This is a genomic window from Polaromonas sp. P4_F4, assembly GCF_056401355.1.
On record NZ_JBFUJO010000009.1, the window covers coordinates 1 to 23,346 of the forward strand.

Genomic DNA, 23,346 nt, shown 5'->3' on the forward strand with positions numbered 1-23,346 from the left:
GTCTGGGAGAACGTGCGGCTGGCCGCGCAGTCGCGCGAGCCGCATGCCGGGCGCTGGCTGCAGCGCGCCGGCCGGATGGCCTCCATCAACGGCCGCGCCGAACGGGCGCTGGAGCTGGCCGGGCTGCAAAGCCGCCGGCACAGCATCGCCGGCACCATCAGCCACGGCGAGCAGCGCCAGCTGGAGATCGCCATGACGCTGGCGACCGAGCCGCAGGTGCTGCTGCTGGACGAGCCGCTGGCGGGCATGGGGGTGGCGGAGGCCGAGCGCATGGTGGCGCTGCTGCTGGCGCTGAAGCAGGAGCACGGCATGCTGCTGGTGGAGCACGACATGGATGCGGTGTTTGCGCTGGCCGACCAGCTGACGGTGATGGTCAACGGCCAGGTGATCGCCAGTGGCTCGCCGGCGCAGATCCGGGCCGATGCCGGGGTGCAGGCCGCCTACCTCGGAGAAGAACACACATGAACACCGATTTGTTGATTGAGGCGAAAGACATCCACACCTATTACGGCGCCAGCCACATCCTGCGCGGCATCAACTTTCGGGTGGCGCGCGGTGAGACGATTGGCCTGATGGGGCGCAATGGCATGGGCAAGAGCACCTTGCTCAAGAGCCTGATGGGGCTGGTCAGGCCGCGGGCCGGCTCGATCGACATCATGGGCCGGCCGATGCTGGGCCGGGCGCCGTATGAGGTGTCGCGGCTGGGCGTGGCCTATGTGCCGGAGGGCCGGGGCATCTTCGGCAACCTGAGCGTGGTGGAGAACCTGAAGATGGCGGCGCGCGCGGGCACGCGGGGCCAGCGCGACTGGACCTATGAGCGGGTGCTGGAGACCTTTCCGCGCCTGAAGGAGCGCCTTAGCCATGGCGGGCAGCAGCTGTCGGGTGGGGAGCAGCAGATGCTGACCATCGGCCGGGCGCTGATGACGAATCCGGATGTGCTGATCCTGGATGAGGCGACCGAGGGCCTGGCGCCGCTGATTGCCCGGGACATCTGGCGCATCTGCCAGCTGGTGCGGGAAACCGGCATCTCCAGCGTGATCGTGGACAAGAACTGGAAGCATGTCACGCAGATCACCGACCGCAATGTGATCCTGCTCAAGGGGGAGGTGGTCTTTGAGGGCAGCTCGGCCGAGCTGCATGCCAGGCCTGAACTGCTGGAGCTGTATCTGGGCGTTTGAGCAGCACGCAGGCGCAATCGACAAAGCGCTCCCCGCATGGCATCATCGCCGCTTACTGAGCAACTGGCCACAGTCACCCGCAGGACCTGGTGACAGGGCAAACTGAAAGGTCGGGACGCATGCGGTGGCCCTGGCAAGACGCGCCCTTCCGGCAGTCCCATTTCCCACAAGACCCCGAACGGTATGCATCCGCGGGGCGCCAGATCATCTGGACGGCCACCGCCCTCATCGTCGTGTCGGGTTGCGTGGTTGCAGTCGCCTTGTTTTACCTGCGAAACGAAGCCCTCCTAGCCGGCGAGAAGCTGACCCGGTCGCTGGCGCAGGTGATTGCAGAGCAGACCAGCCGCACCTTCCAGGCCGCCGACCAGCGCCTGCAACTGGCTGCCAGCCGGCTGCAGGCGCTCGAAGCGGAAAAGCGGCTGACCGAGGATTCCGGCCGGGCCATGCTGCGCGAGCAGCTTAAGGAGCTGCCTTTCGCACGCGCCCTCTGGATACTGGACCGCCACGGCCGCATTGTTTTTGATTCGGACACCGGCAACATCGGCGCCCAACTGGCGGACCGCGAGTATTTCCAGATCTACCAACAGCGCCCGGCCACGGGCTTTCACATCGGCGCCCCGGTGCGCAGCCGCACTACCGGCACCTGGCTGATCAGCGCCTCGCGCCCCCTGCGCTCGGCCAGCGGGGAACTGACGGGCGTGATCGTCGCAGCGGTGGAGCCACCCTACTTCGACACCCTCTGGCGGGATATCGACCTGGGCGCAGGCGGTGCGATCGCACTGTTTCGCAGCGATGGCCTGCTCATGATGCGCAGCCCGATCGATGAGCAGGCCATGGGCAAGTTTTTTTCCACCCAGCCCCTGTTCACCAAACATCTTCCCCTCGGCCCGCAGGGCACATTTACCGTTGCCAGCGCAGTCGACGCCCGTGAGCGCGTCGTCTCTTACCGCACACTCTCGCCGTACAGCGGGATGCTCGTCACGGTCGCCCCCCTGTATGACGATGTCCTGGAGCCCTGGAGGCGCTTTGCCACGCTGTCATCCGTAATCTGGCTGGCCGCTGCGGCAACGGTGGTTTTGCTGTCGATGCTGCTGTATTGGCAGTCACGCAAACGCGCGGGCACCGACTTGCGCTTTCGCCAATTGGCCCAGGCCATGCCACAGATCGTGTTTATCACCGATGGCAACGGCAGGCTGACCTTCGTCAGCGACCAATGGTGCGAGGTGACCGGCGAGCCCCTGGAGGCGGCGCTGAGGGGCGGCTGGCTCGACCACGTCCATCCCGACGACCTTCAGCGAACCATGGACGACATGCGGCACATGCTGGACACCGGCCAGAGCCGTCCCAACGAACATCGCCTGCGCTGCAAGGACGGTAGTTACCGCTGGCAACTGGTGCGCGCCACGCCAAACCGCGACCGCGCCGAACGCATCGTCTCCTGGTACTGCACCTCGACCGACGTCGATGAACTCAAACGGGCCGAGGCAACGCTCCAGGTCCAAACCGGCTTGATGCGCATCGCGGGGCACATTTCCAGGCTCGGCGGCTGGGCGCTGGAGCTCCCCGACATGCGCTTCATCTGGTCCGATGAAGCCTCCCACATTCTCGGGTTGCCAAAGGGCACTGCGCCAACACTGGAGTCAGCCATAGGCCTTTGCGCACCCCAGTGGCGTGAACTGGCCACGAAAGTGGCGCAGGATTGCCTGAATCACGGCACGCCCTTCGACGTGGAACTGGAAATGCTCACGCCCGCCGGACGCACGGTGTGGGTGCGTTCGATGGGCCAGGCAGTGCGCGATGACAAGGACACCATCACACGCATGCACGGCGCGCTGCAGGACATTACGGAACGCAAGCTGGCCGCACAGGCCCTGCTCGAGAGCGAACAGCGCCATGCGGCATTGTTCGATGCCGCGCCGGTGCCGATGTGGGTCATGGACAGGCAAGACAATCACCACATCGCCGTCAACGACACGGCGATCCGGCTCTACGGCTATTCACGCGAAGAATTCGTCACCATGACGCCCGCAGACCTGCTCCCCGCTGCCGAGCAGGCACGCCTGCGGCAACTCATGGCTGCCGGCCTGCCGATGGACACCCCCGAATTCTGGATGCACCGGCAAAAAGACGGCACCGAGTTCCCGGTGGAACTGATCCGTCGGGTGATCCGCTACGGCGGGCGAGACGCGGTATTTGCCGTGGCGTTCGACATCACCTTGCGGGTCAGGGCCGAGCAGGAGGTCCAGGCTTACCTGCAGACCCTGCAGCGTGTTGCGGATGCAGCCCAGGCCATCACGCAGCATCAGGCACTGGACACCATGATGCAGGAAGTGGCCGAGCAGTCCCGCGCCATCATCGGCGCACACCAGTCGGCCATCAGTCTGCTGCGTGAAGGCAAAGGGACGCAGGCCATCATGGCCCGGTCGCTGTCCGACAAATATGGGGGCCAGCCGCATTGGACCGACAGCCCCGAGGGCACAGGCATCCATGCCATGGCCTGTGAGACCCGGCGTGCCGTGCGGCTGACCCAGGCCGAACTGCAGGCCGATCCGCGCTGGTGCGGGATCAACACGACCGCCGGGCAACACCAGGCCCTGCGCGGCTGGCTGGCCGTGCCGCTGACCGGCCGCGATGGCGGCAACATCGGCTTGCTGCATTTGTCGGACAAGTTCGAGGGTGAATTCACGCAGCAGGACGAATACGTGGCCACGGAACTGGCCCAGCTTGCCTCGATCGCGATTGACAACGTGAACCTGTTGTCCCAGGTCAAGGACCTGAACAGCGGGCTCGAAGAAAAAATCATCCAGCGCAGCGGTGAACTGTCGCGGCAGGAGGCGCTGTTCCGCACCCTGACCGAGCAGGCGCCCCAGCCAATCTGGACCGTGGATCCGGCGGGCGCCGCCACCTTTTTCAGCCGGGCCTGGTATGAGCTCGTCGGTGGTGCACCGCCCGACTGGCACGGCCACGGCTGGGTCGGGCTCGTGCATCCGGACGACGTGGCTGCCGCGACACAAAACTGGCGGGTGCCCAGCGCAGAGCCCACCCTGTTCACCGGGATGCGGCGGCTGCGTGCCAGGAACGGCGCCTACCACACCATGTCATACCGCGCATCGCCGGTGCGCAATGAACGCGGTGAAGTCATCTTCTGGGTCGGCATCGACGCCGACATCACCGAGATCAAGGCAATCGAGACCGCCCTGCGGCTGTCCAACGCAGAGCTTGAAGCCTTCTCATACTCGGTCTCCCACGACCTGCGCTCACCGCTGACGACGGTCGACGGTTTCAGCCGCCTGCTGGCCAAGGAGCTCCACGGCAACCAGGGCAACCAGGGCAAGAAGCTGCAGCACTACCTCACCCGAATCCAGTCCGGTGTCGGCCAGATGGGCCAGTTGATCGAAGGCCTGCTGTCGCTGGCGCATGTGGCGCGCCTCGAACTGCGGCACGAAGCTGTAGACCTGAGCGCCATTGCCAGCGAAATTCTTGAGCGCTTGCAGGCCGGCGAGCGCACGCGCCAGGCCGTCTGCAGCATCGAACCTGGACTGCTCGTGCACGGTGACGGCCGGCTGCTCCGCTCCGTCATGGAAAACCTGCTGGGCAATGCCTGGAAGTTCAGTTCACGCCGGGCCCAGGCCACGATCACGGTTGGCCGGTCAACGGCGCAGGGCGCGTTCTTTGTACGCGATAACGGCGCCGGCTTCGACATGGCCTATGCCGACAAGCTGTTTGGCACCTTTCAGCGGCTGCACAGCGTGTCGGAATATGCCGGAACCGGCGTCGGGCTGGCTACCGTGGCCCGGGTGATTGCGCGCCACCGTGGCCGCATCTGGGCCGAGTCGGCGCCAGACAAGGGGGCGACATTCTTTTTCACACTGCCGGGCGAGGAGTTGTGAGCCGCAGCCTGTCTCTATCGCAGCCTGCCTCTATAACAGGGGCCGCAGTTCGCGCGCAGCGTCCAGCAGCAAGGGCAGCAGATCGCGCCGCAGCGCGTCGGGCGTCGTCCGCTGCGGGGACGACACCACATTGAGCGCAGCCACCGTCCGCCCCTGCATGTCGCGCAGCGGCACGGCCAGCGCATGGACGCCGAGCTCATGCTCTTCACTGGCGACGCAGTAGTCGTCAAGACGCACCTGGTCAATCAGCGCCCGGAGCTTGCGGGGATCGGTCGTCGTGTGCAGCGTCAGCCGGGCCAGGCTGCCGGCTTCGGTCCTGGCCTTGAGCCATGCGTTGAACTCGCTTTTGGTCTTGGCAGCCAGCAACACCCGGCCGGTCGAGGTCGCGTGCGCCGGCAAACGCGCCCCCAGATGCAGGCCATAAGCCAGCAGCCGGGCCGGTGCGGTCTTGCCGTCGGTGAACGTCTTCCACTCAAACCCGCTGCGCCCGATGATGACAATCTCGTCGCCGTCCAGCACCACGACTGAAAACGACTCCTGGGTCTGGGCGGCGAGCCGGTTGAGGGTGGGTTGCACGGCACGCGGCAGGCGTGCCGTCGCCAGGTAGCTGCCTGAAAACCGCAGCACCTTGGCTGCCAGCCAGAAATAGCTGCCGTCCGTTTCAAGATAACCGAGGTGCGTCAGCGTCAGCAAATGGCGGCGCGCGGCCGCCCGCGTGATGCCGGCGCGCTCGGCCGCCAGCGTGGCATTGAGGCGCTGGCGCTGGGTGTCAAAACTCTCCAGCACCGCCATGCCCTTGGCCATGCCTTCGATCATGTCGGCCTTGGCGATCTGAAAGTGCCCCTGGGAAGGGGAAACGGTTTTTGCAGTGACCATTGCGCGATCATCGCACAAGTGCGCCAAACATCGTGCAATGGCGCCCGCGGCCTCTAGCCCTGCGGCGCGCAGCAGCCTACGCTTGGAACCCAGGACAACATGCCTTGAAGAGGCACAGGAGACGACCATGCGAGTACAGGTAGCGATTGTGGGTGGTGGCCCGGCCGGGCATTTGCTGGGCCAGCTGCTGCACAAGGCCGGCATAGATGCCATCGTGATTGAGCGGCACAGCCGCGAGTATGTGCTGGGCCGCATACGCGCCGGCGTGCTGGAACAAGGCACGACCGATCTGCTCGACGAGGCGGGCGTCGGTGCGCGCATGCACCGCGAAGGCCTGCTGCACGGCGGCTTCTCGCTCGACTTCGGAGGTGCCCATCACCGCATTGACCTGCACCACCTCACCGGCGGCAAGCAGGTCATGGTCTATGGCCAGACCGAGGTGACCCGCGACCTGATGGACGCCCGCGCCGCAGCGGGCCTGGCGACCGCCTACGAGGCAGAGCAGGTGAGCCTGCACGACTTTGACGGCGAGCGCCCCAAGGTGCGCTACATGCAGCATGGCATCGCGCATGAGGTCGAGTGCGACTTCATTGCCGGCTGTGACGGCTACCACGGTGTGAGCCGCGCCAGCGTGCCGGCGAGTGCGCTGCAGACCTTTGAGCGCATCTACCCGTTTGGCTGGCTGGGCATGCTGACCGACACGCCGCCCGTCTCCCACGAGCTGGTCTACACCAACCACGCACGCGGCTTTGCGCTGTGCAGCATGCGCAGCCACACACGCAGCCGCTACTACCTGCAGTGCTCACTCGATGACAAGGTCGAGAACTGGAGCGACCAGGCCTTCTGGGACGAGTTGCGACGACGCCTGGCGCCCGATCTCGCGGACAAGCTGCAAACGGGCCCGTCGATTGAAAAAAGCATTGCCCCCCTGCGCAGCTTTGTCGCCGAACCCATGCGCTTCGGCCGACTCTTTCTGGCGGGCGACGCCGCCCACATCGTGCCGCCCACCGGCGCCAAGGGCCTGAACCTGGCCGCCAGCGACGTCGGTTACCTGGCACGCGCGCTGACAGAGTTTTATGCGGGCAGCGAAGGCGGTATCAACGCCTACTCGGACACCTGCCTGCGCCGGGTCTGGAAGGCCGTGCGCTTCTCGTGGTGGTTCACCTCGCTGATGCACAAGTTTCCCGATTCAGGCGGCTTTGGGGAGAAGATCCAGGAGGCGGAACTGGACTACCTGATTCACTCGCAAGCGGCCTCCACCGCGCTGGCAGAAAACTACGTCGGCCTGCCGCTGTGACCGGAGTGGTTTGAGTAGCAGTGCCCTAAGCGGCTTGATTGGCCGGGGGCCGGTTGACGGCGGCGAATGGCCGTTCAACAAGTGCCCGGCACGAGGTGGGCTCCGGGGCGGGCTGACAGGTGCCAGCGAACCACGCCGGGCTCACCCATAATCAGCCTCCTGTCCCTCCAGGTCCCCACCCATGCCGCCTTCTGACTTGCCTCCCTCCCGCAAAACCCCCGCCCCACTTCAGTCGCTCAAGGGCGTGCGCGTGGTCAGCCTGGCGCTCAACCTGCCCGGCCCTGCGGCGCTGATGCGCTGCCGCCGGATGGGTGCCAGCTGCGTGAAGCTGGAACCGCCCGCGCCCCCAGGCGCACCCGCCGGCGCATCAGGCGATCCGATGAAGCAGTACAACGCCACGGCCTACGCCGCACTGCACGCCGGCGTGCGCACCAGTGTGGCCGACCTCAAGACCGAACGCGGCCAGAAGCTGCTGCACCGCGAGCTGGCCAAAGCCGACGTGCTGCTCACCTCCTTCCGGCCATCGGCACTGGCCAAACTGGGGCTGACCTGGAAGGCGTTGCACAAGCAGCACCCGCACCTGAGCCAGGTCGCCATCGTCGGCAGCCCGGGCGAGCGCGCCGAAGAGCCCGGCCACGACCTCACCTACCTGGCCGAAAACGACCTGGTCACCGGACTCGAATTGCCCGCAACGCTCTACGCCGACATGGGCGGCTCACTGATGGCCAGCGAGGCCGTCCTGCAGGCCGTGATGCACCAGCGCAGCAAAGCCAAAGGCCTATACCTGGAGGTGGCCCTTTCAGGCGCCGCAGGCTACCTGGCCCTGCCGCGAGCCTGGGGCCTGACCCAGCCCGGCGCGGCCGTTGGCGGCGGCCACGCCGGCTACCGCGTCTACCCGTGCAAGGATGGGCGGGTGACCGTGGCGGCGCTGGAGCCGCATTTTGCAGCCGGCCTGTGCGCGGCTGCGGGTGTTGAGAGGTCCGGCATGAAGGCGATGTTTGCACCCGCGACGCATCAGGCGATAGCAGGCTGGCTGCTGGGCAAGACGCGCAAGGAGCTGGACAAGCTGGCGGCAGAGAAAGATATTCCGCTGCATACACTGGCCAAATAAGCCAGCCATTACAAATCAGATCAGCCCATGAGACAACAAGGAACGATCGTGCGCTGGGACGCGGCGCGCGGATTCGGATTCATTCGCAGCGCGGTCGCAAGCGCCGATATTTTTTTCCATGCGAAGGATTTTCGTGGCACAGCAGCGCCCCACGAGGGATTGATAGTCACATTTGAGGAAATTCACGTCGGCGGCAAGGGGCCACGCGCGATGGCCGTTCAGGCTGCGGCTTATGCTCCGCGTGTTGCGCCCGTTGGCGCACCTGCGCGCAGGGTGCCTGCTCAGGCCACCCGGAGTAGCCGCAACGCCAACCGCCCGCAGCACCTGCCGCGGCGTTCAACCGTGACCCCGGCCACCGCCCCCGCCGGCCCCGCCCTGCTCCTCATGCTAGCCTGGACCATGCTGATCGGGTGGGGCATCTGGGCAAGTCGCTTGCCGATGCTGACGCTGGCAATAGCCCTGCTGCTGAATCTCATCACGTTCTTCGTTTACTGGACCGACAAATACGCGGCGCAAAAAGGCCAGTGGCGCACCGCGGAAAACACGCTGCATCTGTTCGGCCTGCTGGGCGGCTGGCCCGGTGCCTGGTTCGCCCAGCACATCCTGCGGCACAAATCGAGCAAGGAGTCTTTCCGCACGACCTACTGGGCCACCGTGGTGTTGCACTGCATGGTCCTGACGGGTTGGCTGTTCTGGAGACCCTTGCAGAACTCGCTGCTGAATACATAGCTTTACAGGCTCTCTGGCCCCTTCAAGCTGGGTGCCGGCGTGCCAGTAACAGCATGGCCGCACCCAGCAGCAAAGCCCCCAGCCCCTGCTGCCCTGTCAGCGGTTGGGAAAACAACCACGCCGCCGCCACCGCAGCCACCAGCGGTTCAATCAGCGTGCCCACCACCGTCGCCGTCGGCGACAGGCGGCGCGCGCCCCAGGCAAATGCCAGGTAGGCAATCGAGGTGGTGAACACACCGGTGTAGCCCACCTGCAGCCAGGCGGTGGTGTCGCGCGGCCAGGTCAGGCCTTGCGCGCTGGCCAGCACCAGCATCAGTAGCGCAGCCACCGTCATGCTCCAGGCCGAGGCGCTGACCGCCGGCACATACGCAGGCATGCGCGCATTGCCCAGCACCACCACGGAATAAAGGCCCGCTGAAGCAAATGACCAGGCGAGGCCCACGGCGTAGTCCTTCGGCAGGCTCAGGCCCTCCGCAGGCATCACGATCAGCCCGACCCCGCCCAATGCCAGGACCAGCGCCGCCACCAGCCGCCCGCTGGCGCGCTCATAGCCGCGCGACACGGACAGCAAAGCGACGATCACCGGTGCGCAGCAGATTGAAATCACGGTGGGCAAGGCTGCCCCGATGTAGGTGATGCCGGCAAACCAGCTGGTCACATTCATGGCCATCGCCAGACCCGTGCCCACAATCAGCCCCCGTTCGCGCCAGGGCAATTGCCGCCACTCGCCCAATCTTTTCCCTGCATTTTTTCCCGGCGCCACTTGCCGCCAGTGCCACCACCACAAGAGCGGCAAGCCGAGCGCAAAGCGCGCCAGAGACAGGCTGTACGGCGCCATGCCGCCAGCCATCACAGACTGGGCGACCAGCGCGCCCACGCCCCACAAGACGCCCGCAAGCAAGACGCCGCCCCAGGCCAGGGTGGCCGATGTCTGGGTTTTCATGAAAAAATTTCTCCATCCATGCGCCTGCCCGCAGGGCTTTGTTGCCAGATCAAGGGAGCAGGCGCGTCAACTCAAAGCTGTGCGCCGTTCGTGCAGAACATAGCGCAGCCGCATGCGCAGCCCGGCGTCAAGCCGGGTGCATTACAGAGTTGCGGAGGGGGGAGAAAGCTGGAGGTGCATGGGCGACATCATAGTGCCCATAGCACTTGCGCCCGATCCGCACAGCGATGATCGTTTCGCGGTTGCCTTGATGGATGGTATGGCCATCCGCCTCAAAATCCAGGCACTGCAAGAAGCGGCCAGGGACTTCCTGATTCAAAGCCCGGTGGAGCACGGTGTGCCAGGGCTGGCAACCTGCTTGGCATCGAATCGCCGGGCTTGACGAGCTGTCTGACGCTCGGGGCTGGGGAGGCAGGGATGCTTGGCCGACTCATATTGCATGCATGCAAAGGGCAATCGCTTCCACAAGGGAAGCCACATGCTCCATCGGCAAACTGGTGCCGACGCGAATGTGTGAATGCGGCTTGATGCCGAACCTGGAACCGGGGAACACCGCGAATCCACGGACTGCCAGCGTGACCATGGCGAACTGTTCCGAAGGCACCGCAATCCAGACACTCAGTCCGTCCTGACCGGGCACCCTGATTCCCAGTGGCTTCAAGGCCTCAATCAAACGGTTGCGACGCGCAGCATACACCTCTTTGGCGTTGGCCACCGCAGCCAAGCTGCCCGGATCATTCAGCATCCAGGCGACCGCATCCTGCTGAATGCGGCTGGTCCAGCTGGCCCCAAAATTCCGGTAGGCCTGAATCTGCTCCACCGCTTCCTTCGAACCCGAAAGAACCGCCAAACGCAGGTCCGGCCCCAGGGATTTGGAATATGACACGATGTGGACCGTGCGATCTGGATAGTGCATACCCAGGCTCACTGCAGCTTGGGATGAAACATCCCCGATACCGTCATCCTCGATGATCAGGGTTTCGCTATTTTTCAACACCTTGGCCAGCTCCTGCATGCGTTGCGCGCTCACGCTATGGCTGCATATCGCGTGCGTGCGGGGCTGGTAGATAAAGGCGGCTGGTTTTTTCTGGAGTGCTGCCGCCAGTGAGTCGGCCTTCGGCCCGTCTTCGTCACAGGCCACAGGAATCACGTCCGCGCCGATGTGATCCAGAATATCGAGCAGGCGCGCCGTGGTGGGGTCTTCAATGGCGACCGCCGATCCTGGCATCAGCAGCGCCTGTAACGTCATCAATACGCCGTCAAACCCGCCATTCGTGGCCATAAAGGCCTCTGCCGGATACGCCCAGCGTGACGTCACCGCTTCACGCAGCGCCTGCGTAATGGGGTCGCGTCGGTAGCTGTTCAATTGCGGAGTTTTCACCCCCTGCAACAAGGCCTGGGACAAATCAGGCAGGAGCGCAGGATCAGGCGAGGCGTAGGTGAGATCGGCAACGATATGTTGGCCAAAATTACCGACGCTTTCAAAGCGTGCGGGTCTTGGTGACGGTTTGTTGCCGCAGACCCATACCCCGTTGCGCCCCATACCCGCAATGACTTTATGCCGTCGCAACTCTTGCCAGACGGCCGAAACCGTTGCCGGGCTGACGCCCATCGCCTCGGCAAGATCCCGAACGGAGGGTAATTGGGAGCCAATGGGAATGGCACCAGAACGGATCAAAGCGGCCATTTTGACGGCCATCGCGCGGGTTGCAAGGCCTTTTAATGACGCACCAAGGTGCGCCGCCGTAATGTTTTGGTGCATAGGGAAAATACTTTGTTCAGTAACAAAAATTATATAGTACAAATAATTTTAAACATTTAATATTCATCTCAAGAAGTCATCCCCAATGACTTTGTCAGCCCAAATTAATCACCTCTTTCAGACAAGGATTGCAGTGGAAATCAGCATCAAACTCGCGGTACGTGACTGGGATTTCATCACCCCACTGGTGCTTGGCGATGTGCGCTCAAATCGGTTTAACCTGGAACTCCATCGTGTCAACGCATTGGAAAACAATCTGGCGACGGATCCGCGTTATGACGGTGGCGAAATGTCGCTTAGCCGCTATGCACAAAGCCGGGCCCGCGGTGACACCTCCATCGTCGGGATTCCGTACTTCATCATGCGGGGATTTCGCCAGCACTGCATCATCACCACCGCGGCGAGCCCGCTCACCGAGTTGCGCGCGCTCGCCGGCAAGCGCATCGGAATGACGGGGTGGCAAGACTCCGGCAATACCTGGACACGTGCCCTGCTGCGCCGGGAAGGGGTGGAAATCGCAGATGCCGAATGGTTCGTCGGACGCCTGTCTGAAGACCATCCCATCCAGGAGCGTCTCAACGGTTTCGGCCGCCCTGGGCGTATCAGCATCGCGCCGGGTGAACGCCCGCTTGTCGACCTGTTGCGCGAGGGTGCGCTGGATGCCGTTTTTACGCCGTTCATGCCGGCAAGATTTTTCGAGCCCGGCTCCGGCCTGCGCACGCTGCAGTCCGACTGCCGCGCGGCAGAGGTGGCCTACTTCAAGGAAGTAGGTTACATGCCGGGCATTCACCTGCTGGGGCTCAAGCCCGCCATCGTGGCCGAACACCCTTGGATACCGCAGGCCCTGGGCGCACTTTTTGCGGAGTCCAGCCGTGTATGGATGGAAAAGCGCATGAAATATGCGGATACCACGCCCTGGATTCTGGACGAAATCCGGCAAAGTGCACGCGATCTGCCAGGCAACTGGAACGCGAGCGGCTTCAAGGCCAATGAACGCATGCTGACGGACTTTTGCCAGGAACTGCATGCGCAGGAAATCACGCCAGGTTTGTTGAATCCGGCCGATCTGTTCCCCGGTGAAGCCGCTTAAACCAATGCCACTTAAATCAAAGTTGAAGGAAACCAAGCATGCTGAAAGTCGCACTGGGCCAATTTGCCGTAAGCCGGGACTGGCCAGAAAATTTGAAAACCTGCCTGAGCCTGATGGCGCAATCCCTGTCGAAGGGCGCAGATCTCCTCGTCCTGCCAGAAGGCATCCTCGCCCGGGATATTGCGGATCCCGATCTGGTCCGCAAGGCCGCGCAAGCACTCGACGGCCCCTTTGTCAGTCAACTGTTAAGCGCAAGCCGTGGCAATCCGCTCACCACGATGATGAGCGTGCATGTCCCGTCGAATGTCGAAGGTCGGGTCTGGAACGTGCTAATTGCCATCCGCAATGGGGAGATCCTGGCCCAATATCGCAAGCTTCATCTCTATGATGCTTTCTCGGCCAAGGAGTCCGCCAACGTCACGCCCGGCCTGGACGTTCCGCCGCTGGTGGAGGTTGCCGGCATGAAAGTCGGCCTCATGACCTGTTACGACGTGCGGTTTCCTGAACTGGCTCGCCGGCTCGCGCTGGATGGCGCCGATGTGCTGGTCTTGCCAGCGGCTTGGGTGAAAGGGCCGCTCAAGGAAATGCACTGGGAGGTGCTGGTGACCGCACGTGCACTGGAAAACACATGCTATATGGTGGCGGTTGGCGAGTGCGGGGAACGCAATATCGGCAACAGCCGGGTGATCGATCCGCTAGGGGTCACCATTGCGGGTGCAGCCGAAGCCCCGGCACTGCTATTTGCCGAGCTTGACCCCGCACGCATCGCACATGCCAAGATGGTGTTGCCGGTGCTCGAAAACCGGCGCTTCGACAAGCCGGTGCTCAAAAACAGGGTCGACTGATTGCCATCATTGCCACTACAAAGGATATTCGCCATGTTTACCCGCCACCTGTTTTGCACTGCATTCGTCGCCGCCGTACTGGCCGGCTCCACGGTTTACGCTCAGGAAGTCAAGATCCCGGTTCAGCCCCTGGATGCCAGGCTGCGCGCCAAACTGCCGGCCGAGATTCTTGCCGCCGGAGAGATGACCGCGGCCAACAATGGCTCTTTTCCTCCGTACACCATCGTGACCGGCAGCCAGTCCATGACTGGCGCCAGTGCAGATTTCATCAAGGCCTTGAGCGAAATACTGGGCGTCAAGATCAACCTTGCACCCGTCAATGGCCTGTCCGGTCTGCTGCTGGGGATCAAGTCGGGGCGCTACCAGTTTTCCATGGGGCCCATCGGTGATTTTGTCGACCGTGAAGCGTCTGTTGACTTCATCGATTTTGTGCAGGAATACGTGGTCTTCGCCGTACCCAAAGGAAATCCCAAGGGCATCAACGGACTGGAAGACACCTGTGGCGGCAAAGTGGCCGTGATGGCCGGAGGGTCCGCAGAAAAAGTCATCCGGCAGCAATCCATTGCCTGCACCACCGCCAACAAGCCTGCCGTCGAAGTCCAGGCGTATGCAGATCAGCCGACATCCATCCTGGCCGTGAACGCCAAGCGGGCCGACACCTTCTTTTCCTCCCATGCCCCGCTGACTTACTTTGTCCAGCAAGCCAACGGCGCTTTGGAGTTGACGGGCATTGGCAAGAAAAATGGCTTTGATGATCTCTACCAGGGCGCGGTGGTTCAGAAGGGTTCGGTCCTGGGTGAGGTCGTCCTGGAAGCCATGCGAAAGCTCAATGGCAACGGCACCTACGCCATCATCATGAAAAAATGGGGCTTGGGCGACAACATGCTCAAGACGCCAGGCGTCAATCTGGCAGGGAAACTGGCTAAATGAGCAAGGCCATCCAGGCTCTGCATCGGGGAGTCGCTGATCCCGTAGCGGAGGCCCGGCAACGCAATGTGGCCCATGCGCATGTCTCGCGTAACTATGGCCGCCTGTTGGGTGTCAGTGTGCTTTGTCTGTTGGCGCTCCAGCTCGTCTGGATTCTTGTCACCAACAAGAATTTTGAATGGGAGGTTGTCGGTAAATTCCTCGCCGAAAAAAACGTGATCAACGGGCTTTTGGTGACACTCGGGCTGACGCTTGTGGCCATGGTCATAGGGGTTGCTATCGGGCTTGTCCTGGCCATTGCCCGTATCTCGGACAACCCATTCCTGCGCGGCTTTGCCGGGCTCTATGTCTGGCTCTTTCGGGGCCTGCCACTGCTGGTGCAGCTGCTATTTTGGTACAACCTCTCCACGCTGTTTCCCACGCTGTCGCTGGGGATCCCGTGGGGCCCGACGTTCGCAACGTGGAACACCAATGACCTGATCACGCCACTGACTGCCGCCATCACCGGGCTGGCGCTCAATGAGGCTGCCTACATGGCGGAAATCATCCGGGCCGGTCTTATCTCGGTGGATTCACGCCAGATGGAAACGGCCCTGGCTTTCGGCATGACACGCAACCGCGTCCTGCGCAGAATTGTGATTCCGCAGGCGATGCGCTCCATCGTACCGCCCACCGGCAACCAACTCATCAGCATGGTCAAGGCGACGTCCATCGTCAGCGTGATTGCCATGGGCGACCTGTTGCATTCTGTTCAGAACATCTACAACGCTACGTTCCAGGTGATCCCATTGCTGATGGTTGCCGTGGTCTGGTATCTGCTGATCACAACCGTCCTGAATGTGGGCCAGAGCGCCATCGAGCGCTATTACGCCAAGGGCGAACAGGAGGCCAAGGTATGACCACGCCAATCCCGCAAGCCGCGGAAACGGGCAAGCCCCTGGTACGGGCACGCAATGTCCACAAGCGCTTTGGCGACAACGAAGTGCTCAAGGGCATCGACATGGATGTCCAGGCGGGCGAAGTGGTCGTCATTCTGGGCCCCTCCGGCTCAGGGAAATCCACCTTCTTGCGCTGCATCAATCACCTGGAGACGATGGATCAGGGCTCCATCACCGTCGGTGACCAGCAGATAGGCTACGAACTTCGCGGCGAACGATTGCACCGCCTGTCCCCGCGAGCGATTGCGCACCAACGCCGCGATATCGGCATGGTCTTTCAGCAGTTCAACCTGTACCCACATATGACGGTGCTGGAGAACATCATGGAAGCCCCTGTTGGCGTGCACGGCCGCGGCAAAACCGAATCCCGTGCACGGGCCCTTGAATTGCTGGAAAAGGTCGGCCTCAGCGAGAAGACACAGGCCTACCCACGCCAGCTTTCGGGCGGCCAGCAACAGCGGGTGGCTATCGCCCGAGCGCTCGCCATCCAGCCTACCTTGATTCTGTTTGACGAGCCGACCTCGGCCCTCGACCCGGAACTGGTCGGAGAGGTGTTGGCCACCATGCGCGACCTGGCCGACCAAGGCCTCACCATGATCGTCGTCACACATGAGATTGGATTTGCCAAGGAGGCGGCCGATCGCGTCGTCTTCATGGACGGTGGCGTCGTCGTTGAACAAGGCCGGCCGGCAGAGGTGCTCTGCAATCCCCAGCATCCACGGACAAGAGCATTTCTCAGCCGGTTTATCTAACCGCTTGCCCGGCCCGCGGGATGGGGGCCGTTTCGGAGCTGGGGCTCCACTGCACTGGCACGGCATGCAAGACCACGCGCTCCACCTTCGATGTGGTGGTGTGCTGCAGCAGGCTGCGGTCTCGTGGCATGGCCTCGCTGTAAAACGAGGCTCACTTTCAGCGCTGCAGCGATGGATGCCGGAGCCAGAGACGCTACTTATTTGATAGCTGCTGGCGCCAGCAGGATAAGGGCTGGAGGTCGATTTTTCCTGAGGAAAGGCGGCGAAACGGCTCAGCTAGGGCAATGCTGATTAAGGTCCACGGCAATTGAGGGAGAGGCGTTACTTGACGATGAAACAACAAAGCCTGGCAATGGCAGCCGATCAAGGATTGGGATTCGAACAGTTCCGCAAGCCCACGCGGCGGGAAGAGTTCCTCAAGACCATGGACGCGATCGTGCCATGGTCAGCCCTGTGCGAAGTCATCGCGCCGCACTATCCCAAGGCCGGCAACGGACGCCCGCCCATTGGCCTGGAGCGCATGCTGCGCATTCACCTTATCCAGCATTGGTTCAACCTGGCCGATCTGGCCTGCGAGGAGGCGCTGTACGACAGTGCCAGCCTGCGCCGTTTCGTGGGCATCGATCTGGGCCGAGAGCCGGTACCCGACGCCACCACCATGCTCAAGTTTCGACGCCTGCTCAACGACAACAAGCTGGGCGAGGCTCTGTTCGCCAAGGTAGGGCAAGAACTGCAGGCTCGAGGCTTCAAGCTCAGCACCGGCACCATCGTGGATGCCACCATCATCGGTGCGCCCAGTTCGACCAAGAACGCGGACAAGGCGCGCGACCCCGAGATGCATCAAACCCGCAAGGGCAAACAATGGTATTTCGGCATGAAGCTGCACATCGGGGTGGACAGCCAAAGCGGCTTGGCGCACAGCGCCGTGGTCACAGCGGCCAATGTGCATGACAAGCACCCGCTGCCTGACTTGCTGCATGGGCAAGAGCGGCGTGTGTACGGTGACTCGGCCTATGCCAGCCAGAAGACGCTGATTGAGGGCAAGGCGCCCATGGCCAAAGACTTCACGAACCAGCGCACGCGGCGCAACGGCATCGTGGACGAAGCGGTCAAAATCAAAAACCGCAGCAAGTCACGCATCCGGGCGCGGGTGGAACATGTGTTCGGCGTGGTCAAACGGCTGTGGGGATTTGGCAAGGTGTGCTACCGCGGGCTGGCCAAGAACGCTACACGCGCCTTTACGGCATTGGCGCTGGCCAACATCTACCTCAGCCGACAACGGCTGATGGCACAGGTGCGCCCATGAGGGCGGAAAACGGGCCGAAAGGCCCAAGAAACAGGCCCAGGGGGCCTCAAGGAAGGTCGCTCAGCGACCCGTTTGAACACAATCGCTCCGTCATTGACCCGCATGGGCTCTTTGACGGGGCTTATTCAGCGTAGCCCTAGGCACTTTTCTGCTTCTGTCATCCCGGACTCGACCCTGGATCCACACCGCACAAACCACCACTCGTTGTGATCCAGCAGTGCAGGTCAGGCCCGCAATGACAAGACAGTATCAGCGTGCCTTGCGCACCGGCGGCTTGCCGGCGACCTTGCCCGAACCGTTGTCGCGCGGCGGCAGCCCGGTGTGCTGCGTCAAGATGCGGCCCTTGACCGGCGTGGGGGTCTTCAGCGCCACGGTGGTCGAGTTCTTGCGGCGCGCGCTCTGATAACTGCCATCGGTCAGCGGCTGGAAGGTCGGGATCAAATGGTGTTTGCCGTTGCCGATCAAATCGGCGCGACCCATGGCTTTCAGCGCTTCGCGCAGTACCGGCCAGTTGTTGGGGTCGTGGTAGCGCAAAAACGCCTTGTGCAACCGGCGGCGGCGCTCGCCGCGCACGATGTCCACCGTTTCGCTGTCGCGCGTGATCTTGCGCAGCGGGTTCTTGTTGGTGTGGTACATCGTCGTGGCCGTGGCCATTGGTGACGGGTAAAAGGTCTGCACCTGGTCGGCGCGAAAGCCGTTTTTCTTGAGCCAGATCGCCAGGTTCATCATGTCTTCGTCGCTGGTGCCCGGGTGGGCCGCGATGAAGTAGGGAATCAGGAACTGCTTCTTGCCGGCCTCAAGACTGTACTTGTCGAACATCTGCTTGAACTTGTCATAGCTGCCGATGCCGGGCTTCATCATCTTGGTGAGCGGACCCTGCTCGGTGTGCTCGGGCGCGATCTTGAGGTAGCCGCCGACATGGTGCGTGACAAGCTCTTTCACGTACTCGGGGCTTTGCACGGCCAGGTCGTAGCGCAGGCCGGAGCTGATGAGGATTTTCTTCACGCCCTTCAGTGCCCGCGCGCGGCGGTACATCTTGATCAGCGGGTTGTGGTCGGTATTGAGGTTGGAGCAGATGCCCGGGTACACGCAGGAGGGCTTGCGGCAGGCCGCCTCGATCTCGGGCGACTTGCAGCCGATGCGGTACATGTTGGCGGTTGGGCCGCCCAGGTCTGAAATTGCACCGGTAAAACCCTTGACGGTGTCGCGGATGGCTTCAATCTCGCGGATCACCGAGTCTTCGGAGCGGCTCTGGATGATGCGGCCTTCGTGCTCGGTGATGGAGCAGAAGGTGCAGCCGCCAAAGCAGCCGCGCATGATGTTCACGCTGAAGCGGATCATCTCCCACGCCGGGATCTTGGTGGCGTGGTCGTGGCTGCCGTTTTCGTCGGCATACACCGGGTGTGGCGAACGTGCGTAAGGCAAATCGAACACATAGTCCATCTCGGCCGTGGTCAGCGGGATGGGCGGCGGGTTGATCCACACGTCGCGCGCGGTGGCGCCTTCACCATGGGCCTGCACCAGCGCCCGCGCATTACCGGGATTGGTTTCGAGATGCAGCACGCGGTTGGCGTGGGCGTACAGCACCGGGTCGCTTCTGACCTGCTCGTACGACGGCAGGCGGATCACCGAGCGGTCGCGCGGCGGGACCTTGATCTTGCCCTGCATGTGCGGAAGGCTGGGGTTGGGAACGAAGGTGAGCGGCTTGATGGCCGGGTTGGCCTGGATGCCTCCCTCTTTTTTCCCCTCTCCCTTTGGGAGAGGGTTAGGGTGAGGGCTCCCCGCATTTGCCTTGACGGCAGCCTGTGCGCCAGCAAGGGCCTGAAGCGGCTTCGCCGCGCCCTCACCCCTGCCCTCTCCCAGGGGGAGAGGGGGTAATACCGCTGCTTTGGCATTGGCCTCGGCCTTCATCGCCACTTCAGCGGCCTCGTCTTCGCGGGCGCAGGTGGCGCCCTGCTCTTTGGCCTGCTCCGAAATCATCAGGTAAGGATTGACATGCGCCTCGACGCGGCCCGGGGTGTCGACGCTGGTCGAGTCGATCTCGAACCAGCCCTGCGCCGTTTCATCGCCGCTGCGGCGAATGAAGGCGGTGCCGCGAATGTCCGTCATGCTGGCCACGGGTTCTTTGGCGGCCAGGCGGTGCGCGATCTCGACAATTGCGCGCTCGGCGTTGCCATACAGCAGCAAATCACATTTCGAATCAACCACCACACTGCGGCGCACCTTGTCGGACCAGTAGTCGTAGTGCGCGATGCGGCGCAGCGAGCCCTCAATGCCGCCCAGGATGATGGGCACGTCCTTGAACGCCTCTTTGCAGCGCTGCGAATACACCAGCGCCGCGCGGTCGGGCCGCTTGCCGCCTACATCACCCGGTGTGTAAGCGTCATCGCTGCGAATCTTGTGATCGGCCGTGTAGCGGTTGATCATCGAATCCATGTTGCCGGCGGTCACGCCGAAGAACAGGTTGGGCTTGCCCAGCACCCTGAAGGGGTCGGCACTCTGCCACTCTGGCTGCGCAATGATGCCGACGCGAAAGCCCTGTGCTTCGAGCATGCGGCCGATCACCGCCATGCCAAAGCTCGGGTGATCGACATAGGCGTCGCCGGTGACGATGATGATGTCGCAGCTGTCCCAGCCAAGCGCTTCCATCTCGGCCCGGCTGGTGGGCAGAAACTTCGCCGTGCCGAAACGGGCCGCCCAGTACTTGCGGTAACTGGTCAGCGGCTTGGCGGCGCGCGTGAAGAAGGAGACGTCGATGGGGGCGTTCATGAGGGGCGTAGGTAACCCTCGATTGTAAGGTTTACCCTCACTTTTGCCTCTTTAATCGGCATTTAAGCCCTACAAACTGCCTGCGGCGTGGTGAAAGCGCCCAGTCAGGCGTCTGCCCGGTTCGGGGTGCACCTTCAGGGCGAACCTGGGAAAAGGGCCAGAATTCATCCAAAAATCAGGCACCATCCMAATGAACACTTGAACATGACGCTATTAAACAAATAGCAACCAGCAAGACCCGCGCTCCGCAGGGCTGCTGTCAGCCGCGCGCAGGCAGCACCCGGCCCTGGCAATCGCCAAAGCCGATGCGACGGAAACCGGTACGCACACAGTAGCCGCGCAGGATGATGGAGTCACCGTCTTCGAGGAAGGTGCGCGTTTCCCCATTGGCCAGCGTCAGCGGGTTCTTTCCGCCTGAGTTCAGTTCCAGCAGCGAGCCGGCCTGCTCGGGCTTGGCGCCCGACAGCGTGCCGGAGCCCAGCAGGTCGCCCGCCTGCAGGTTGCAGCCGTTGATGGTGTGGTGCGTGATCATTTGCGCCACTGTCCAGTAGGCATCGCGAAAGCTGGACTGCGACAGGCGCTCCGGACCCTGACCGGCATCGCGCATGGCCTGGGTCTGCAGCCAGACCTCGAGTTCCACATCGATACCGCCTTGCTGGCGGTTGCCCGGCGAGTCGAGGTAAGGCAATGGCTGCGGGTCACCCTCGGGTCGCACGAAGGGCGCACGAAAAGGCGCCAAAGCCTCCATCGTCACGATCCAGGGGGAAATGGTGCTGGCAAAGTTCTTGGCCAGGAAGGGCCCCAGTGGCTGGTATTCCCAGGCCTGCACATCGCGCGCCGACCAGTCATTGAGCAGCACCATGCCAAAGGCGTGAGCCTCCGCCTGGTCCATCGTGAGTCGGTCGCCGAGCGCATTGCCCTGCCCCATGAAAACGCCCAGTTCAAGTTCGTAGTCCAGCCGGTGACTGGGCCGTAAAACCGGCACTTCTTCGTTGGGGCCCTTGGTCTGGCCCAGCGGGCGCGGAAACGACTGCCCACTCACCCCAATCGAGGATGCACGGCCGTGGTAGCCAATCGGCACCCACTTGTAGTTGGGCAACAGCGGCGCATCAGGGCGAAACAGCTTGCCAACGGTGGTGGCATGGTGAATGCCGGTATAGAAGTCGGTGTAGTCGCCGATATGGCAGGGCAAGGCCATTTCAAGCTCCGCCTGCGGCAGCAGGGCGCTGAGCCATGCCGCCTCGTTGCGGCTGCCCTCGCGCAGGCCTTCGGAAATCGCCGCGCGCAGGGTCTGGCGCCCCGCTGCGCCCATGGCCATCAAGGCGTTCATGTCATCCGTGGCGATGAGGCCGGCGGCTTTCAGGTCGAGCGCCTGGTCGCCAATGGCAACGCCAATGCGAAAGGCCTCCGTGCTGCCGGTGCGCCGGAAACGGCCGAACGGCAGGTTCTGGATCGGAAAGTCGGTGTCCGCCGCGTTGGCAGAAGTCACCCAGCTGCGAAGCGCCGGGTCGTGGGTGGCATTGACCAAATCATTCATGATGCAAATCCTTGACGCCGTGGCGCCTTGAAGGGGGTGATGAGCCGTGCGAAGTTGTGCAAAAAGCTCAGGGCTTGAATTGATCCTTGAGGCCAGTCCAGCAACTGAGGTAACCGGTATCCAGCGCACCGCCTTCCATGGCGAATGCGGTGGGAATAAAGCGGTAGCGGCTTTCAAACATGAAAGCCAGCGTGTTGTCCAGCTTGTGCGGCGCCAGCTCGCCGGTGCTGGCTTTCTCAAAGGCCTCGGCGTCGGGGCCGTGCGGAACCATGCAGTTGTGCAGCGAAGCGCCGCCCGGCTTGAAGCCTTCGGGCTTGGCGTCATACTGGCCATACACCAGCCCCATGAATTCGCTCATGAGGTTGCGGTGATACCAGGGCGGACGGAAGGTGTTTTCGGCCACCAGCCAGCGCGGCGGGAAGATCACGAAGTCACAATTGGCCGTGCCGGGGGTGTCCGATGGCGAAGTCAGCACCGTGAAAATGGACGGGTCCGGATGGTCGTAACTGATGGAGCCAATCGTCATGAAATGGGCGGTGTCGTATTTGTACGGCACCAGGTTGCCGTGCCATGCGACCACGTTGAATGGGCTGCACGGCTGCATCGCCGTCCATAAGCGGCCGCCAAATTTCTTGATGATTTCGAAACCGCCGGCCGGTGCGCCAGCGTCTTCAAAAGCCGCCGTGGGCGCCATGAAATCCCGTGCATTGGCCAGGCCATTGGAGCCGATCGGTCCCAGTTCCGGCAGGCGGAAATGCGCACCATAGTTCTCGCAGACGTAGCCGCGTGAAGCGCCGTCCGGCAGTGCCACGCTGAAGGCCATGCCGCGCGGCACCACGGCCACCTCGCCGGGCCTGACCGCCAGCAGGCCGAGTTCAGTGGTCAGCACCAGCCGGCCCTGCTGCGGTACCAGCAGCATTTCACCGTCGGCATTGACCAGCGCGCGCTGCGACATGGACTGGTTGGCCACATACACATGCGCGGCCATGCCGTTTTGGGCCTCGGCATCGCCGTTGGCCGCCACGGTGCGCATGCCGTCCACAAAGTCCAGAGCCTCGGCCGGAATGGCAAACGGGTTCCAGCGCAGCGGGTCGGGCGCAACGGCCATGCCGCCCGCCGCACCGGTCGTCCACTGCGGCTGTGCATAGGCCTGGTAAGCGCCGCTGACCACAGACGGCTGGCGGCGGTACAGCCAGCTGCGGCGATTCTCGGCGCGCGGCGCCGTGAAGGCGGTGCCCGACAACAGCTCGGTGTACAGGTCATGGGGCGCGCGCTGCGGGCTGTTACGGCCCTCGGGCAAGGCGCCCGCAACGGCTTCACTGACAAATTCGTTGCCAAAACCGGACTGGTAGCACAAGGCGTCTGTGTTCATCGCATCTCTCCAAAGTGAATCTCA

General features: G+C 63.0%; 19 protein-coding genes. 13 read left to right on the plus strand and 6 right to left on the minus strand.

Annotated elements, in window-relative coordinates; all coding sequences use genetic code 11:
- The 3 genes from AC1DUR_RS11360 to AC1DUR_RS11370 all read left to right on the plus strand — a co-directional run.
- On the plus strand, positions 1-465 hold a 465-nt coding region (locus tag AC1DUR_RS11360; protein WP_477721645.1), incomplete at its 5' end, for an ABC transporter ATP-binding protein C-terminal domain-containing protein.
- Positions 462-1,178, plus strand: coding sequence for an ABC transporter ATP-binding protein (locus AC1DUR_RS11365; protein WP_477717355.1), 717 nt, complete (start codon positions 462-464; stop codon positions 1,176-1,178). The genes AC1DUR_RS11360 and AC1DUR_RS11365, both read left to right, overlap by 4 nt.
- A 119-nt stretch (positions 1,179-1,297) precedes the next feature.
- Positions 1,298-5,068, plus strand: a complete 3,771-nt coding sequence (locus tag AC1DUR_RS11370; RefSeq protein WP_477717356.1) for a PAS domain S-box protein — start codon at positions 1,298-1,300, stop codon at positions 5,066-5,068.
- 30 nt (positions 5,069-5,098) lie between these two features.
- Here AC1DUR_RS11370 and AC1DUR_RS11375 read toward each other — a convergent pair whose 3' ends face one another.
- Positions 5,099-5,944: an IclR family transcriptional regulator domain-containing protein gene (locus AC1DUR_RS11375; RefSeq protein ID WP_477717357.1), complete on the minus strand. Its 846-nt coding sequence runs from the start codon at positions 5,942-5,944 to the stop codon at positions 5,099-5,101.
- A 127-nt stretch (positions 5,945-6,071) separates the two neighbouring features.
- On the opposite strand from AC1DUR_RS11375, the gene pobA reads away from it, so the two are divergent.
- The 3 genes from pobA to AC1DUR_RS11390 all read left to right on the plus strand — a co-directional run bounded on the left by pobA (position 6,072) and on the right by AC1DUR_RS11390 (position 9,081).
- Positions 6,072-7,241, plus strand: coding sequence for a 4-hydroxybenzoate 3-monooxygenase (gene pobA / locus AC1DUR_RS11380; protein WP_477717358.1), 1,170 nt, complete (start codon positions 6,072-6,074; stop codon positions 7,239-7,241).
- A 181-nt stretch (positions 7,242-7,422) separates the two neighbouring features.
- Positions 7,423-8,352 (plus strand): CoA transferase, encoded by a 930-nt coding sequence (locus tag AC1DUR_RS11385; RefSeq protein WP_477717359.1) that lies wholly within the window; start codon positions 7,423-7,425, stop codon positions 8,350-8,352.
- A 48-nt stretch (positions 8,353-8,400) separates the two neighbouring features.
- A complete protein-coding gene (locus tag AC1DUR_RS11390; RefSeq protein ID WP_477717360.1) occupies positions 8,401-9,081 on the plus strand; it encodes a DUF1294 domain-containing protein in 681 nt (226 codons plus the stop codon).
- Positions 9,082-9,103: 22 nt separating this feature from the next.
- Here the strand turns inward: AC1DUR_RS11390 and AC1DUR_RS11395 are convergent, their stop codons facing one another.
- On the minus strand, positions 9,104-10,024 hold the full coding sequence (locus tag AC1DUR_RS11395; RefSeq protein WP_477717361.1) for a DMT family transporter: 921 nt from the start codon (positions 10,022-10,024) through the stop codon (positions 9,104-9,106).
- A gap of 178 nt (positions 10,025-10,202) precedes the next feature.
- Here AC1DUR_RS11395 and AC1DUR_RS11400 point away from each other — a divergent pair, with 178 nt between their 5' ends.
- Positions 10,203-10,406 (plus strand): hypothetical protein, encoded by a 204-nt coding sequence (locus AC1DUR_RS11400; RefSeq protein WP_477717362.1) that lies wholly within the window; start codon positions 10,203-10,205, stop codon positions 10,404-10,406.
- Positions 10,407-10,454: 48 nt separating this feature from the next.
- Here the strand turns inward: AC1DUR_RS11400 and AC1DUR_RS11405 are convergent, their stop codons facing one another.
- On the minus strand, positions 10,455-11,786 hold the full coding sequence (locus AC1DUR_RS11405) for an aminotransferase-like domain-containing protein (RefSeq protein ID WP_477717363.1): 1,332 nt from the start codon (positions 11,784-11,786) through the stop codon (positions 10,455-10,457).
- 133 nt (positions 11,787-11,919) lie between these two features.
- Here AC1DUR_RS11405 and AC1DUR_RS11410 point away from each other — a divergent pair, with 133 nt between their 5' ends.
- The 6 genes from AC1DUR_RS11410 (at position 11,920) to AC1DUR_RS11435 (ending at position 17,644) form a co-directional block, all read left to right on the plus strand.
- Positions 11,920-12,876 (plus strand): substrate-binding domain-containing protein, encoded by a 957-nt coding sequence (locus AC1DUR_RS11410; protein ID WP_477717364.1) that lies wholly within the window; start codon positions 11,920-11,922, stop codon positions 12,874-12,876.
- A gap of 38 nt (positions 12,877-12,914) precedes the next feature.
- A complete protein-coding gene (locus tag AC1DUR_RS11415) occupies positions 12,915-13,721 on the plus strand; it encodes a deaminated glutathione amidase (RefSeq protein ID WP_477717365.1) in 807 nt (268 codons plus the stop codon).
- A gap of 33 nt (positions 13,722-13,754) precedes the next feature.
- Positions 13,755-14,651 (plus strand): ABC transporter substrate-binding protein, encoded by an 897-nt coding sequence (locus AC1DUR_RS11420; RefSeq protein WP_477717366.1) that lies wholly within the window; start codon positions 13,755-13,757, stop codon positions 14,649-14,651.
- The gene (locus tag AC1DUR_RS11425; RefSeq protein ID WP_477717367.1) at positions 14,648-15,547 is read left to right on the plus strand and encodes an amino acid ABC transporter permease; all 900 of its coding nucleotides are present in this window, start codon (positions 14,648-14,650) and stop codon (positions 15,545-15,547) included. Before AC1DUR_RS11420 ends, AC1DUR_RS11425 begins: the two co-directional genes overlap by 4 nt.
- Positions 15,544-16,338, plus strand: a complete 795-nt coding sequence (locus AC1DUR_RS11430) for an amino acid ABC transporter ATP-binding protein (RefSeq protein WP_477717368.1) — start codon at positions 15,544-15,546, stop codon at positions 16,336-16,338. The genes AC1DUR_RS11425 and AC1DUR_RS11430 overlap by 4 nt, the downstream gene beginning before the upstream one ends.
- Positions 16,339-16,669: 331 nt before the next feature.
- Positions 16,670-17,644: an IS5 family transposase gene (locus tag AC1DUR_RS11435; RefSeq protein ID WP_477717369.1), complete on the plus strand. Its 975-nt coding sequence runs from the start codon at positions 16,670-16,672 to the stop codon at positions 17,642-17,644.
- Between the two features lie 249 nt (positions 17,645-17,893).
- On the opposite strand, the gene AC1DUR_RS11440 is transcribed toward AC1DUR_RS11435, so the two are convergent.
- The 3 genes from AC1DUR_RS11440 to hmgA form a co-directional block, all read right to left on the minus strand.
- Complete coding sequence (locus tag AC1DUR_RS11440) at positions 17,894-20,413, minus strand: YgiQ family radical SAM protein (RefSeq protein WP_477717370.1); 2,520 nt, start codon at positions 20,411-20,413, stop codon at positions 17,894-17,896.
- 259 nt (positions 20,414-20,672) lie between these two features.
- The gene (gene fahA / locus AC1DUR_RS11445) at positions 20,673-21,950 is read right to left on the minus strand and encodes a fumarylacetoacetase (protein WP_477717371.1); all 1,278 of its coding nucleotides are present in this window, start codon (positions 21,948-21,950) and stop codon (positions 20,673-20,675) included.
- A 67-nt stretch (positions 21,951-22,017) separates the two neighbouring features.
- A complete protein-coding gene (gene hmgA, locus AC1DUR_RS11450; RefSeq protein ID WP_477717372.1) occupies positions 22,018-23,322 on the minus strand; it encodes a homogentisate 1,2-dioxygenase in 1,305 nt (434 codons plus the stop codon).
- Positions 23,323-23,346: the final 24 nt, after the last annotated feature.

Bases quoted from the DNA above. Each gene is read 5' to 3' on its own strand.
- AC1DUR_RS11405 (WP_477717363.1), bottom strand. From the start codon at position 11,786: ATGCACCAAAACATTACGGCGGCGCACCTTGGTGCGTCATTAAAAGGC.
- AC1DUR_RS11435 (WP_477717369.1), top strand. From the start codon at position 16,670: ATGAAACAACAAAGCCTGGCAATGGCAGCCGATCAAGGATTGGGATTC.
- AC1DUR_RS11430 (WP_477717368.1), top strand. From the start codon at position 15,544: ATGACCACGCCAATCCCGCAAGCCGCGGAAACGGGCAAGCCCCTGGTA.
- AC1DUR_RS11415 (WP_477717365.1), top strand. From the start codon at position 12,915: ATGCTGAAAGTCGCACTGGGCCAATTTGCCGTAAGCCGGGACTGGCCA.
- AC1DUR_RS11375 (WP_477717357.1), bottom strand. From the start codon at position 5,944: ATGGTCACTGCAAAAACCGTTTCCCCTTCCCAGGGGCACTTTCAGATC.
- pobA (WP_477717358.1), top strand. From the start codon at position 6,072: ATGCGAGTACAGGTAGCGATTGTGGGTGGTGGCCCGGCCGGGCATTTG.
- hmgA (WP_477717372.1), bottom strand. From the start codon at position 23,322: ATGAACACAGACGCCTTGTGCTACCAGTCCGGTTTTGGCAACGAATTT.
- AC1DUR_RS11440 (WP_477717370.1), bottom strand. From the start codon at position 20,413: ATGAACGCCCCCATCGACGTCTCCTTCTTCACGCGCGCCGCCAAGCCG.
- fahA (WP_477717371.1), bottom strand. From the start codon at position 21,950: ATGAATGATTTGGTCAATGCCACCCACGACCCGGCGCTTCGCAGCTGG.
- AC1DUR_RS11395 (WP_477717361.1), bottom strand. From the start codon at position 10,024: ATGAAAACCCAGACATCGGCCACCCTGGCCTGGGGCGGCGTCTTGCTT.
- AC1DUR_RS11385 (WP_477717359.1), top strand. From the start codon at position 7,423: ATGCCGCCTTCTGACTTGCCTCCCTCCCGCAAAACCCCCGCCCCACTT.
- AC1DUR_RS11370 (WP_477717356.1), top strand. From the start codon at position 1,298: ATGCGGTGGCCCTGGCAAGACGCGCCCTTCCGGCAGTCCCATTTCCCA.
- AC1DUR_RS11420 (WP_477717366.1), top strand. From the start codon at position 13,755: ATGTTTACCCGCCACCTGTTTTGCACTGCATTCGTCGCCGCCGTACTG.
- AC1DUR_RS11365 (WP_477717355.1), top strand. From the start codon at position 462: ATGAACACCGATTTGTTGATTGAGGCGAAAGACATCCACACCTATTAC.
- AC1DUR_RS11425 (WP_477717367.1), top strand. From the start codon at position 14,648: ATGAGCAAGGCCATCCAGGCTCTGCATCGGGGAGTCGCTGATCCCGTA.
- AC1DUR_RS11400 (WP_477717362.1), top strand. From the start codon at position 10,203: ATGGGCGACATCATAGTGCCCATAGCACTTGCGCCCGATCCGCACAGC.